8 protein-coding genes and 1 pseudogene are annotated in these 14,741 nt (G+C 51.3%); 2 read left to right on the top strand and 7 right to left on the bottom strand.

Annotated elements, in window-relative coordinates; translation table 11 throughout:
- Window positions 1-53: 53 nt before the first annotated feature.
- From Q0W37_RS02360 to Q0W37_RS02345, 4 genes and pseudogenes are all read right to left on the bottom strand, one after another.
- Window positions 54-584, bottom strand: a pseudogene (locus tag Q0W37_RS02360) (DMT family transporter); the annotation flags it as partial.
- Between the two features lie 33 nt (window positions 585-617).
- A complete protein-coding gene (locus Q0W37_RS02355; RefSeq protein ID WP_297698396.1) occupies window positions 618-1,949 on the bottom strand; it encodes an MATE family efflux transporter in 1,332 nt (443 codons plus the stop codon).
- Window positions 1,949-3,697 (bottom strand): ABC transporter ATP-binding protein, encoded by a 1,749-nt coding sequence (locus tag Q0W37_RS02350; protein ID WP_297698394.1) that lies wholly within the window; start codon window positions 3,695-3,697, stop codon window positions 1,949-1,951. The genes Q0W37_RS02355 and Q0W37_RS02350 overlap by 1 nt, the downstream gene beginning before the upstream one ends.
- Window positions 3,698-5,464 (bottom strand): ABC transporter ATP-binding protein, encoded by a 1,767-nt coding sequence (locus Q0W37_RS02345; RefSeq protein WP_297698392.1) that lies wholly within the window; start codon window positions 5,462-5,464, stop codon window positions 3,698-3,700.
- Window positions 5,465-5,631: 167 nt separating this feature from the next.
- Between Q0W37_RS02345 and Q0W37_RS02340 the strand changes: the two genes are divergently transcribed.
- Both Q0W37_RS02340 and Q0W37_RS02335 read left to right on the top strand, forming a co-directional pair.
- A complete protein-coding gene (locus tag Q0W37_RS02340) occupies window positions 5,632-7,812 on the top strand; it encodes a TonB-dependent siderophore receptor (protein ID WP_297698390.1) in 2,181 nt (726 codons plus the stop codon).
- 16 nt (window positions 7,813-7,828) lie between these two features.
- On the top strand, window positions 7,829-9,085 hold the full coding sequence (locus Q0W37_RS02335; RefSeq protein ID WP_297698388.1) for a hypothetical protein: 1,257 nt from the start codon (window positions 7,829-7,831) through the stop codon (window positions 9,083-9,085).
- A 62-nt stretch (window positions 9,086-9,147) separates the two neighbouring features.
- On the opposite strand, the gene Q0W37_RS02330 is transcribed toward Q0W37_RS02335, so the two are convergent.
- From Q0W37_RS02330 to Q0W37_RS02320, 3 genes are all read right to left on the bottom strand, one after another.
- Complete coding sequence (locus tag Q0W37_RS02330; RefSeq protein WP_297698386.1) at window positions 9,148-9,936, bottom strand: ZIP family metal transporter; 789 nt, start codon at window positions 9,934-9,936, stop codon at window positions 9,148-9,150.
- A gap of 15 nt (window positions 9,937-9,951) precedes the next feature.
- Window positions 9,952-12,171, bottom strand: coding sequence for an MMPL family transporter (locus tag Q0W37_RS02325; RefSeq protein WP_297698385.1), 2,220 nt, complete (start codon window positions 12,169-12,171; stop codon window positions 9,952-9,954).
- 165 nt (window positions 12,172-12,336) lie between these two features.
- Window positions 12,337-14,682, bottom strand: a complete 2,346-nt coding sequence (locus tag Q0W37_RS02320; RefSeq protein ID WP_297698383.1) for an MMPL family transporter — start codon at window positions 14,680-14,682, stop codon at window positions 12,337-12,339.
- Window positions 14,683-14,741: the final 59 nt, after the last annotated feature.

Here is a 14,741-nt window from a genome sequence, read left to right as displayed (position 1 = left end):
CCTAGATCTGATGTTGGAACAAACTATTTTTGCGAAAAACCCTTGACACTACCGTCCGAAATTTTGCGGGTGCAGTTGTTTTCTAGCCCCCAGCAGATGGTCGCTCCGAGAACGAAAATGGAACCGATCGAGAAATTGAATCCATCGGCATTTTCGAACGAGAGAATGAAACTGGATATCGTTATAAATAAAATCGCAATCCACAAACGCGTAGACACCTTTTCTCTAAAGATGAACAGCGCAATCAGCGTTGTCGCGACGATTTCGAAGTTCCCGAGCAGCGATGCGTTGCTGGATGTTCCGTACTTGACGCCGAACATGAGCAATATGGGCGCTGCGATGTCGAGCAGGACCATGCCTAGCGTGTAGGGGAAATCTTTTTTGCAGAGCCGTTCCGATTGAGGCTCGCGCCTGACATGGAACAGGTAGAGGATGCCGATGCCGAGCCCCGCGCCAATATAGAGCAGCCCCGCCATGAACACAGGCGAAATGTGGGCCAGCAGCATTTTGGAGCAGGGAACATTCAGTGCATAAAATGCGGCCGCCGCTATCGCATAACCAATCGCAATGACATTCTTGTCCATGATTTAAATGCAGAATTTTGCATGAATATTAAATCAACAGTAGCCATATTTTTTACGGAAGGCCACGACGCAGATTGCAGTAACCGCAAACGAGGCGATTTCAGCGACAGCGCACGAACTCCAGATGCCGTCAAGCCCGAAGAAAATGGGGAGCGCAAGCACGGCGATGATTTCGAACACGAATGTCCGCAAGAACGAAATGAGAGCCGAAACTAGGCCGTTGTTCAGGGCCGTAAAGAACGAGGAACCTGCATAGTTCGCGCCCATCAGCAAGTAAGCGAATGAATAGATGACGATGCCGTGTCGAATCATTTCGAACAAATTTGGATCGTAGCCGCCGAAAATTTTTGCCAAAGGTAACGCCAACGCTTCTGACGAGGCGGTGAGCACGACACCCGCAACCGCGACAATCACGCAATCCATACGGAATAGATTTTTGAGTTCGCTTGTGTTGCGGGCTCCGTAATGGTAGCTTATGATGGGAGCACGTCCAAACGAATAGCCCGTAAAGAATGTCGAAAAAATGTAGCTTACATACATGATTGCCCCATAGGCGGCAACGCCCGTATCTCCGGCAATTCTGATGAGCTGAAAATTGTAGAGCATGCTTACGATGGACATGGCGATATTTGTAACCAGCTCGGAAACTCCGTTCGACATGGCTTTTGACAACGCGTGGCCATCGAAAACGGGTTTCACGATTCGGAGGGGAGTCTTGTTTCGTAATAGGAAAAATACGAACGGGGAGAATCCTCCGACGGACTGTCCGATAACGGTCGCCAAGGCCGCTCCGGAAATGCCCCATTCCAAAACGACAATGAACAACAAGTCCAGTACAATGTTTGTGATGCCCGCTAAAACTGTAAGCGCAAAACCCAGCTTAGGCTTTTCTGCTACAACCATGAAACAGTAAAAGAGATGCTGCAACACGAAGGCAATCCCGCCAAGGGCAGCAATGCGCCCGTAACGGGTCGCCTGTGAAAGGAACTCGCTGTCGGCACCCAGAAATGCGGTTAATCCTTCCATAAAATAGGATGCCGTGATACTTGCGGTAATTCCGTAAGCGATTGTCGCATACACGATTGTTGAAAACGCCTTGTTCGCTTTTTCTTTATCGCCTTCGCCGAGGAATTTTGCGACGAGCGCGCTGCCGCCGGCCCCCATCATCACGCCGGGAGCGACAATAAGCATAAGGACAGGCATGACGAGGTTTACGGCGGCAAAAGAAGTCTTTCCGACAAAGTTCGAGACAAATGCGGCATCGACAATGCTGTAGATGGTGGTAAAAAACATTGTCAAGATAGACGGAAAGACGAAGCGAAGCAGCCTCCCGTAGGTGAAGTGGTCCGAAAGCTGAATCTGCATTACAGTTTCCAGCTGACGGCTTCGCGGCGAGAATCAATGAATCGGGCGTAGATTCCGCCGTTCTTCACGAGTTCTTCGTGCTTGCCCTGTTCCACGATGCGGCCCTTGTCTAAGACGATAATCTGGTCAGCGTGGCGCACGGTTTTTAAGCGATGCGCGATCATGATGACGGTCTTTTCGCGGGTCAGCTCCTGAATGGCAAGCATCAAGTCGCGTTCGTTTTCCGGGTCCACGTTCGCGGTCGCTTCGTCCAGAATGATGACCGGAGAATCCTTCATGATGGCGCGTGCAATCGAGATGCGCTGGCGTTCACCGCCGCTGAGGCTTGCGCCGCCTTCGCCGATGACCGTATTGTAACTGTCGGGGAGCTTTTCAATAAAGTCGTGGCAACAGGCTTTCTTGGCGGCTTCTACGACTTGCTCGTGCGTGGCGCTCGGATTCCCGAACTTGATGTTGTTTTCAATCGTATCGCGGAACAGATACACGTTCTGGAACACGAAACTGAAATTCTTCATGAGGCTATCCATGCTGTAATCTTGCACGCGGCGGTCGCCCAATGTCACCGAACCTGCGTTTACATCCCAGAAGCGAGAGAGCAAGTGGCAAAGCGTCGTCTTGCCTGAACCGCTCGGGCCCACGATAGCCGTGGTCGTCTTTTCGGGAATGGAAAGCGTCACGTTGTCGATAATCTTGCGCTTGTCGTAGGCGAAATCGATGCTTTCGGCCTTGATGTCGTGATTGGCGGGGGCAATGTCTTCGCCATCGATGTCCATGGTGGGCTTGTTCAAGATATCGTTTGCGCGGTTGACCGAGATGTCGACTGCACGGAGGAGCGCTGCGTAACTGCCGCCCAGTTCCAGAGCCGCAAAGAGCATGAAGGAGCACACCAGCATGACGGCGCAGTTGGCAAGTTCCATGGAGCCGTTCAGGTAGAAATGTATCGAGAACATCATGATGGCAACGCCCGTGAGCTTGGCGACAAAAGTCTGCAAGTTTGAAAGCGGAACGCATTTGAGTTCCATGCCGATATTGGCGCTGGTGTTCCTGTCAATAATCTCGTTCAGTTCCTTGGAACGCTTGCCGGTCATGTTGTAGGCCTTGACTTCGGCGATTCCCTGGATGTATTCGAGAACCTTTTCGACCACCTTACTGTCGGATTCCACTTTTTCGTGAGAAACGGCGCGGACGTTCATGCGCATGAGCGTGTTGATGAATTGGAAAATCGCAAAGCCGATGGTTGCGACAATCGCAATTCGCCAATCGAAAAAGGCAATCATCACGATGATGAGAATGGTGTCGAGAATGCCCTGCGTGACCATCATGACAACGCGTGTTGCCACATCGCCAAGCTGTTCCATGGTGTTGGTGGTGACGGAGGTGATGTAGCCGAGGCTGTTCTTGTTGAAGTAGCCCATGGGCAGGTAACGCAGGTGTTCGGCGATTTCGATGCGCTTGGAGGCGCAAGTGCGGTAACCGCCCTCGGTTTGCCACATGCTCATGATGCGCTTGGTAACGGTTGCTCCGATAAGGCTTGCTACCATGATTCCAAGCGCGAGCCTGACAGTATCCATGGTAAACGGCGCTTCGCCTTGTACATGGCGAATGACGCCTTGCAACATGACGGCCATGGCACCGATGCGGAGTGCCATGAAGAAGGAATTGAAGATTCCCACGATGATAGAGCCGTAGAATTTGTGGCGGTTTTCTGCATTGCAGAAATTGAAGAACTTGATGAGAGTATCGAACATTTATGCATCCTCCTCGGAATCCTTGGCACTGATGTGGGCCTGCCACATGGACTTGTACAGACCGCCCTTTTCGAGCAGTTCCTGGTGCGTGCCGCAGCTGTCGATGTTGCCGTCCTTGATGACGTAGAGCTTGTCGGCGTCCTTGACGGTCGAAAGGCGGTGTGCTATGACGATGAGTGTTTTGCCTTGCACGAGTTTTGCCACGGATTTCTGGATGATGGCTTCGTTTTCGGGGTCGGTGTAGGCGGTCGCTTCGTCCAAAATGACGATGGGGGCGTTTTTCATCATCGCGCGGGCGATGGCGATGCGCTGGCGCTCGCCACCGGAGAGGTGGGCGCCCGAGCCGCCGACAATCGTGTCGAAGCCGTTTTCGAGACTCATGATAAATTCGTAGCAGCCGCTTTGGCGCGCCACCTCTTCGACTTCGGCATCGGATGCCGAAGGCCGCCCGAGCCGAATGTTTTCGCGGACAGACATGTCGAACAGGAAGTTATCCTGCGAAACGTAGGCGACGCGGCGGTTGTATTCTTCGAGCGAAAGATCCCTGATGTTCACGCCACCGATTTCGATGTCGCCGCTGTCAACATCCCACAGCGAGGCGATAAGGCGTGCAATCGTCGATTTGCCGGAACCGCTCGGGCCCACGAATGCGGTAAAGCTCCCTTCGGGGAGAACCATGTTGATGCCGTGGAGAATTTCCTTCTTTTCTTCGCCTTCGATTCCCTTATGATAGCTAAAGCGCACGTCTTTCAACGTAATGGAATTGTCGGCCGGCTTGTGCAAGTCAACTATGGGGCGATCTAGTTCCTTCATTTCGAGCACCGAACCGACTTCGCCGAAAATGACGCCCGCCTTGCTGATGTCGTCGCTGTAACTCATGATGGTGAGGAGCGGCATCATGATACTCACCGAAACGATGATGACGGTGATAAAATCGACGGCCGTAATGGAACCGTTATAATAGAAGTAACCACCGAACGGCAGAACCGTCAATAGCGTGGCAGGAGCGACCGTGATGGCAAGGGCGTGCGGCCAAATGCAGCGGCGCATCCATTCGACAAAACAGTCGCTCCCTTCTTTTGCTGCTACAACAAACTTGTCGTAAGACGATTTTGACTTGCCGAAAGCCTTGATGACTTCGATGCCGTTAATGTATTCAACCGCGGTGTCGTTCAATGCCTTTGTTTTCTGGATAGAATTGTCGAACCATTTTTGCGCTCCGGCAAACATGACTGCCATGGCGACCATACCGATCGGGAGCGTTCCAAGCGAGGCTAGTCCCATGCGCCAATCGATATGGAAAAGGTAGACAAACATGAGCACTGGGAGAATCAGGTTCGAGGTAAATTCCGGGACTACGTGTGCAAGCGTCGTTTCCATGCTGTCGATGCGTTCTACCAGGATGTTCTTGAGAGCGCCCGAGGGCATGTCGAGAACAGAACCCAGCGGCACACGCGATAGCTTGTTGCAAAGGTCCTTGCGGATATTGCCAAGCACGTTGAAAGTTGCCACATGCGAAAGCGTCGTCGAAATGCTGTGGAACAGGACATTCCCGAACCAGAATGCCGCAATAACCAAGCATTCCTTTAGATAAACATCCCAGTCGCGCACGCCCGAAAGCAGCTCGCGTACGATGTTTGCGATAATGATGTAAGGAGCGATTCCGCAAGCGACGCGCAGTAGCGCAAAGAAAATGCTTGCGATGTAGTATTTTTTCTTGTTTTTGGCAAACAGGAAAATCCAAGAGAGCAGAGATTTCTTTTTCATTGTTTTTCCTCCCAAAATGGGCTGAACCAAATTTTGGAAAAATAAACCTTCTTTTCTACTCCAAACGGATTTTCGCTAAACCTTTTGGAGTAGATGTTTTTTGTTGCATTTTCTCAATTTGGGCGGCTATGAAATTTGGGGCATTTATTTCAATTATTTTACTCACTTTGGCAACCTCCATCTACGCCGAAGACGACATCACGAATTTTGACGATATTTTTGCCGAGGAATCAGCAACAAGCGAAAGCACCCCAGCAAGTGCGCCGGAAAAGAAGTCTGACGTGACCCTACTTGACGAAATGGGAATCGAGGGCGAAGGAATCAACGAAGCCGCTCCGGTCGACAAGAAAACCAAGGCCGAATCGGTCAAGGTCATGGATGCCACGGAACTTCAGGGCTCCAGCGCCACCATCGCAGATGCCACGAACCGCTCTTCGGGCGTGAAAATCCGCCAATCGGGCGGCATGGGTAGCGAAAGTAAAATCAATATTCGCGGCATGGAAGGCAAAAATGTGAAAGTGCTTGTCGATGGAGTGCCTGTCGATAACGGTAACGGAAATTTCTCCGTCAACGATATTCCCATCGACAAGATTGACCGCATCGAAATTTACAAGAGCTATGTTCCCGAACGCTTCGCGACCGACGGCATGGGCGGTGTCATCAACATCGTGACGCATGACTTGCCCAAGAGTTCCATTACGGGCTCTTACAGCTTCGGGAGTTTCAACACGCATAAGGCCTCGCTCGACGCAAAGTACGTGTGGGTGACAGATTCTGCCAAGAGCCGCGCTATCGCCACCGGAATTTCGGCCTATTACAACTACTCCGACAACGATTACGAATTCACCACGCCCTACATGGACACGGTTGTAGCGCGAGATCACGACCGTTATTACAGTTACAACGTGTTGCCGTATGTCTCTTTTGAAAAATATTTCTTTGACAAGGCGACTTTGGGCGTGATTTACAACGCGATGGATAAAGAAATCCAGTCGAATTCCCACCGCATCGAAGAGGCGAACTCCAACGCGCAATCGTACGGCGTGAACCTTTCTCTCGAAAAGGCGAATTTGTTTGTCAAGGGGCTTTCGGCCGCGCTTTCGTTCAGCTACGCCTTCGGTAAAGAGGCTGTCATCGATACTAGCCATACTTATTACTACGGCTGGGACAAAGAGAATGTTCGCGAAGCGAATACCGCCTTTGGCGAAATTTCTATGGGTGGGGCGTCGCATATCGAACGCGAAAACCAGACGATTGTAGCTCCCTGGAATTTTGACTACGCGTTCACGCAAAATCACATTCTCACGTGGAGTGGCTTGTACCGTTATGAATCGCAAGATCCGGAAGACAAGCGCGCCGCTAAAGGCCAGACGCTTAACAGTGCCGGATTCCCCGGGCACAGCCATTCCGTTGTAACGGGGCTTTCTCTCGAAAATAACTTCTGGAACGAACGAATCCAGAATGTGGCGGGCGTCAAGGGATATTACTACTCCATCAAGGCTGACAACGACGGCGAAAAGCGTATACAGCAGTTGACAGACGACTATGCCGAAAATAAGGATTTCGGCTACAGCGAAAATCTACGCATCAAAGTGATTGACGATTTGTCTGTAATCGAACAGTTTGCCGTCAAGGGAGGCTACCAGCATAGCCTGCGTTTTCCGACCCGCGAAGAAATCTTTGGCGACGGAATGTATGTGCAGTGTTCTCCGAACATTAAGCCCGAAAAGTCCGACAACTTTACCGCAGGTGCTGAACTGGATATGCGGCAGATTCCGCTGCTCTTGAAATTGCATTTGGAATTCAACTGGTTCTACATGCTCATGGAAGACCGCATTTATTGGAACAACTACGCATCGGTTTCGCGCCCGTATTACAACAGCGTCGGCACCAAGACGACTGGCTTTGAAATCGACGCCGCAGTCGATGTGAACGAATACATTTCACTTTCTTACAACCTCACCAGGCAAGAAGCCGAAAGCCGCGAAGCGGATTTGGCCTACGGAATCGCCAAGGGGCTGACCGTTCCGAATATTCCTACGCTCTACATGAACTTCGGCGCAGAATTCCATGTGGGCGACCTGATTTACCGAGATGACTTTTTCAAGCTCTACTGGCTTGCCAACTACACCGATGAATATTACTACTCCTGGAAGGTCTCCAAAAGGCAAGACCGCACCATTCCCAGCTCGTTCACCCAAGATTTAGGCGTGGAATACTCCATTCTCGCCAACACGCTCTCCTGGAATTTCGAAGTTCGCAACTTCATGGATGTCCGGGTGTATGACAAGTATGGTGAATCCAAGCCCGGCCGCGCCTTTGCAACCAAAGTCAAGTTTACACTATAACAAAAAAGGAAACCAAATGAACCTCTTCAAAAAAAATAATACAAGGTCCCTGAGCCTGTCGAAGGGCCTCGTTGCTGCGACAATGTCTTCCGCATTGATGCTCGCGGCCTGCGGTGACGACTCCAGCTCCAGTTCCGCTAATGACAACGGCTCTTCTTCGGGGGACAAGTACCTGCTCTCCTTTATGATGGACGCCTCTCAATTTGTCGGAACAGCCTCTCTTTCCGATGATCAGGCCAAGGTTGTCGAAGACTTTATCGAAGCCCCGAACGCAGGTGGCGTCGCGTACTTCAACGGCTCCGTTTACGTGCTCGCCACTGATGATGCCATGAACAGCACCCTTTCGCGCTACGAATTGGACAAGGACGGCAATATGCCAGCCAAGGCCTCTGCTACGGCCAAGTTCCAGGGCACCCGCGCCATCATGATGAAGTTCGTTGACGAAAACAAGATGTACGTGGAACAGTCCATGGGCGACGCCATTACCGCCCTTGACCCCACGACGCTCAAGACCACGGCAACCATCGATCTTTCCGAGTACATTGATGAAGAAAGCGGTGCCTTGACATCGGTTCCGGGCTCCGCCGTAATTCGCGACGGCAAGATGTTCCTAACCTTGAGCCAGTTCGTTGACTTCAACAAATTCATCGCGGGCCCGCGCGCCTCCGTGGTGATTATCGACGTGAAGACAGACAAAGTCGAAAAGGCCATTTTTAGTGACAAGGTCGCAGCCGTTGGTGGCATGGACGACATGAACAACACCATGTCCTTTGTCGATGAAAAGGGCGATATCTACTTCTATTCCAATGCCTCTTACTGCTACGTTGAAGGTTACAAGGAAGGCTGGATCCGCATCAAGAAGGGTAAAACCGACTTTGACAAGGACTGGGTTTTCCGCATGCACGATGCCAAATACGATGGCAAGAAAACGAACGAAAACAACCTGATGGTGGGCGGCACCTACATGGGTAACGGCAAGTTTATGGGATTCTTCGGCAGCTTTGCCGACCCGAGCAACTACAACAATTACGAATGGCAGTTTGTGGTTGTCGATGTTTACAAGAAGACTGTCGAAAAAGTGGACCTTTCTCCGACCATCCCGTGGTTTGCCCCGTCTATTCACCTGGATGCCGACGGCAAGAGCGTGCTCCTGGGCCATGCCGACAAGAAGGGCGGCGCTATCTACCGCTACGACATCGCTAGCGGCAAGGTCTCCAAGGAAATGGACGTGACCACCGGAACGGCTTACTACATCGTACCGATCGCAGACTAGTTTAAACTCTTTTTATCCTAAAACAGCTCGGCCACCCTGCGAAAGCGGGGTGGCTGTTCTTTTTATAGAGCGCTGTCGAGCACCATCATGAGCGTGAAACCCACGGCAAAAAGGATGGTGCCTGCATCAAAATGCTCTCCTTCGCTGACTTCGGGGAGCATTTCTTCGATTACGACATAAATCATGGCACCTGCTGCAAGCGAAAGCAAGTAGGGCATGAATGGCGAAAGAGCTTCGGCGGCAAGCAGCGTAATTAACGCACCTATGGGTTCTACGGCTCCGGAAAGCGCACCGAGAGCAAAAGCCTTCTTGCGAGATGCCCCTTCGGCACGGAGCGGGAGTGAAACTACGGCCCCTTCGGGAAAGTTCTGGATGGCAATGCCTATTGCGAGTGCAAATGCGCCCGAAAGCGTGATGGCGACATTCCCTGAAAGCCAGCCTGCGAAAACGATGCCGACGGCCATACCCTCGGGCAGGTTGTGCAAGGTCACTGCAAGCGTGAGCATGGTCGTGCGCTTGAGCTTTGCCTTGGGGCCTTCGGGGGTCGTGCTGCCCAGATGCAAGTGCGGCGTAATCTTATCCAAGATAAACAGGAAAAGGATTCCTGCCCAGAATCCGACCGTCGCTGGGATGAAAGCGAGTTTGCCCATGGATTCGCTGGCGCTGATGGCGGGCAGAAGCAGGCTCCAGACGGAGGCCGCCACCATGACACCCGCTGCAAATGACAAGAGTCCGCGCTTGAGGTTTTGTCCCATCTGCTTCTTCATAAAGAAGACGCAGGCGGCTCCGAGAACCGTTCCTAAAAATGGAATGGCAAGACCTTGGACAATTTGTATAACTGACTCGTTCATGCCATAAAGATAGTATTAACCTTTCCCGTACGGTTTTGTGAGGTACACGAGGGCGGTGGTGAGCGTGTAGTCTGCAATGAGTGCGGCACTTAGGCCTACGATGGAGAGTCGGCCCACATTGTGGAACGCTCCCATGGGACTGAAGATGAATACGAAGAACATCGCGCAAAGGATGAAGGTGGTCGTGCCCATGGTCTTTCCGATTTCTCGGTAAGAAAGCAAAATAGAGAGCCTGTAGCTGCCCGTGCGTTCAAAGCCGTATTTGATGTGGTTGTTCATGTGGATGGTGTCGTCGACGGCAATGCCTAGGACCATTGGCATCACAATCATCGTCACCATGTCGAGCGGTATGCCCGAATAGCCCATAACGCCGCCAATCAGAAACACGGGTGCAATGTTTGGAATCATTCCGATAAGGCCCGCCTTGATGCTCCCGAACGCAAGAATCATCATGATGGCGATAATCACGAACGAACCTCCGAGCGAGCGCAATAATCCGCCGACGAGTTTGTTGTTCATTTCTGCGTAGTTCACAACTTCGCCTACGACAGAAACCTTTGCGTCAGGGAAAATCTGTGCACCGTAGCTTTTAGTCGAATCCAGATCCTCTATGATTTTATTTGCATCGTAGCCTGCTAGTTCTATATGTATGTAGGTTGTCTTGTAATATTCGTCCATACGCTCGAAAAGTGTGGCCGGATCAGAAATCTCGTACAAAAATAGTTGCTGCGTGAGCATGTCCTTTGCATCAGGGATTTTATAGTATTCGATGCTATCGGCGTTCAGCGTGCGGTTCATCTCTTTTATGAGTCGCGTCACCGATTGTACGCGTGGCTTGTCGCCAGAAATTTTGGTAAGCTGGAGTGTGCCGAGTTTCTGTTCGAGTTGTTCGATGCGTTTCATATTGGCGGGATCCTTGAGCGCATCGTCGTTTTCAAATTCTACCATCACGTTGAAGTCGTAGAGGCTCCCGATTTTGCCGCTGAGCATATCCGTAAGCCTTTTCACGTAGGGAATTTTTAACCCCATCGTCTTGGTGTAATCCAAATTCACGTCCATGCTCATTGCGCCTGGAATTTGCAACAAGATTATTGCGGCCGAAATGGCTGCGACAATTCTGCTGTAACTACAAACTTTTTTCCCGAAGAATTCGAAGAGAAGGTCGGCCTTGGTGGCACCAGCCGATTTCACCAGCGTCGGATCTGGTTTGGCATTTTTCCCGAAACTTGAAAAAATCGGTATCAAGATGATTACATATAAAAAGACCATCATGACAATGCCCGCTGAAATTCCGCCAATCCACCGGATAGAACGGATGCCTGCGAACAGGAACGAAATCAGTGATGCAACTGTGGTAATGACCGAAAAGAAAATGGGCCAACCAGTTTCTTCGATGGCGCGAATGACGGATCTACGGCGGTTTCCTTTGCTCCTGAAATGCTTTCGGAACGAGTTGATGTAGTGAATAGAGTAGCCTACCGAAAGTGCCATGCCCAACAGCACTGGAAGCGTGACCGTGCTTGTATCGCCGATAAAGCCGAGCCATGCATTGATACCGAGTACCGAGGCGATTCCACCAACTGTCGCGATCGCGGGTACTACCACTCCCTGGAATGATCTCACGAATAAAATAAGAGTTGTAAGCATTACCAGGAATCCGATGCCGATGCGGACAACGCATTCCCGCGAGATGACTTCATGTTGTTCCATTCCGATGTAGCTCATGCCAGTCGGGAGCATCTCGAATTTGTCGCTCTTGAATTCGTCGGAATAGATGATTTCGCGGGCGAAAGGTGCGATACTGTCTTTGCCGAAATCGTTTCCATCCTTGTAAGATTTTAGCGAGAGAATAATCCAGGTTTCTTTTGTATCGTCCGAGACGATGTTGTTCACGAGTGATTCGCGCGAAAGAATGAGCCGCTTTTTCGCTTCCAGTTCCTGCGGATCATCGGGAATGCCGTCTTTGAACGGATCGATAACCTCGAAACCTTCTTCATTTGCAACCGGGATAGACAGGTTGTGCGTTAGTGAAACCACTCGGTCGGCGTAAGGCATTTCATTTTCAAGTCTGTTCGAAAGTCGGTCAATCGCTTGCAATACCTCTGGCGCGAACACGTCATTGGCGCGCACCATTACCATGTAGACATCGTCGCTCCCAAATTTTTCGTTGAAGTGGGCCTGGTCTATTTTCACCTTGTCCCAGTCGTCGAACCATTCCTCTTCACTGCTCGTCATTTTTAGCCGGGGTAGTCCGAGGCATGCCAAAACCGTCACGATGATCGTTGCCGACAATACCAGCCAGCGAAATCTGATTTGAAAATACCCTAATCGGGCAAAAAACTTGTTGACACGAGAAACTTGCATAAAATTTTTAGCTTACCGTGTAACAAAATAGTAATATTATTTCCCATATGGTTTTGCCAGGTACACGAGGGCGGTGGTGAGCGTGTAGTCTGCAAGGAGTGCGGCGCCTAGGCCCACGATGGAGAGCAGACCCACGTTGTGGAGCGCGCCCATGGGACTGAAGATGAACACGAAGAACATCGCGCAAAGGATGAACGTGGTCATGCCCATGGTCTTTCCGATTTCGCGGTAAGAGAGCAGTAGCGCGTGCCTGTAGCTGCCCGTGCGTTCAAAGCCGTATTTGATGTGGTTGTTCATGTGGATGGTGTCGTCGACGGCGATGCCCAAGATCATCGGCATTACAAGCATCGTTATCATGTCGAGTGGCATGCCCGAATAGCCCATGACGCCGCCTATCAGGAGGACGGGCGCGACGTTTGGAATCATCCCGATAAGGCCCGCCTTGATGCTCCCGAATGCAAGAATCATCATGATGGCGATAATCACGAACGAACCTCCGAACGAACGCAACAAACCGCCAACGAGTTTGCCGTTCATCTCGGCGTAGTTCACGACTTCTCCCACGACAGAGACTTTTGCGTCGGGGAAAATCTGTGCGCCGTAGCTTTTCGCTGAATCTAAATCCTCAACGATTTTGTTCGCGTCATAGCCTGCAAGCTCTATGTGGATGTAAGTCATCTTGTAATTTTCATCCATGCGTTCAAAGAGTGCGTCGGGGTCCGATATTTCGTACAGGAACAGTAATTGCGTGAGCATGTCCTGCGCATCGGGAATCTTGTAATATTCGATGCTGTCGGCGTTCAGCGTGCGGTTCATCTCTTTCACGAGGCGCGTTACCGATTGCACGCGCGGCTTGTCGCCCGAAATTTTCGTGAGCTGGAGCGTGCCGAGTTTCTGCTCGAGTTGCTCGATGCGTTTCATATTGGCGGGATCCTTAAGTGCGTCGTCATCCTCGAATTCCACCATCACGTTGAAGTCGTAAAGGCTTCCGAGTTTTCCGCTGAGCATGTCCTTGAGCCGCATCACGAAGGGAATCTTTTCGCCCATGGTCTCGGTGTAGTCCATGTTCACGTCGATACGCATCATTCCCGGAATCTGCAGCAACATCACCGCTGCCGAAATCGCTGCGACAATCCCGCTATGTCTGCAAACCTTGCGTCCGAAAAATTCAAAGAGAATGTCCGCCTTGGTGGCCCCTGCCGACTTTACCTGCGTCGGGTCTGGTTTAGCATTCTTGCCGAAGCTCATGAGAATCGGAATCAGGATGATGACGTACAAGTAAACCATCGTGACGATGCCCGCCGAAATCCCGCCAATCCAACGGATGGGGCGGATGCCTGCGAACAGGAACGAAATCAGCGATGCGACCGTGGTAATGACGGTAAAGAGGATGGGCCAGCCCGTCTCCTCGACGGCACAAATCACGGATTCGCGGCGGTTGCCCGTGCGCCTAAAGTGCATGCGGAATGAATTGATGTAGTGGATGGAATAACCCACCGAAAGCGCCATGCCCAAAAGCACCGGGAGAGCGACCATGCTTTCATCGCCGACAACACCGAGCCACGCGTTGATGCCGAGCACCGAGGCGATGCCGCCGACCGTTGCAATCGCGGGCACCACCACGCCGCGCAGCGACCTTACAAACAAGATAAGGCATACGAGCATCACTAGGAATCCGAAACCGATACGCATCGCACATTCCCGCGAGATAACTTCGTTTTCTTCCATCTCTGTGTAGCTCATGCCCGTCGGAAGCATCTCGAACTTGTCGCTCTTGAATTCGTCGGAATAGATGACGTTGCGGGCAAAAGGCGCAATGCTGTCTTTGCCGAAGTTGACGCCGCCCTCGTATGATTTCAGCGCAAGAATAATCCATGTTTCTTTTGCGTCATCAGAAACGATGTTGTTCACGAGCGATTCGCGGGAAAGGATTAGTCGCTTTTTCGCTTCTAGTTCCTGTGGGTTGTCGGGAATGCCGCCCTCGAACGGATCGATGACTTCGAAACCTTCGTCATTTGCAACCGGAATTGACAAATTGTGCGTCAGCGAAACCACGCGGTCGGCGTACGGAACCTCGTTTTCGAGCCTGCGCGAAAGCCTGTCGATTGCCTGCAACACCTCCGGCGCGAATACGTCGTCTGCGCGGACCATCACCATGTAGCCATCGTCGCTACCGAATTTTTCGTTGAAGTGCGCCTGGTCAATCTTCACCTTGTCCCAGTCATCAAACCATTCCTCTTCGCTGCTCGTCATTTGCAGCCGGGGCAAGCCGAGACACGCTAAAACCGTCACAATAACCGTCGCCAGCAATATCAGCCAGCGAAATTTGATCTGAAAACGCCCTAACCGGGCAAAAACCTTGTTGACACGAGAAACTTGCATAAAACCCTCAAATTTTGAGGGAAAAATAGAGCCATAGCGCCGTTTTTTCTACTCCAAAC

The organism is uncultured Fibrobacter sp., assembly GCF_947166265.1.
Lineage (GTDB): Bacteria > Fibrobacterota > Fibrobacteria > Fibrobacterales > Fibrobacteraceae > Fibrobacter.
The sequence above is the reverse complement of the archived record's forward strand: the minus strand, read 5'-3'. Positions and strand labels throughout refer to the sequence as shown.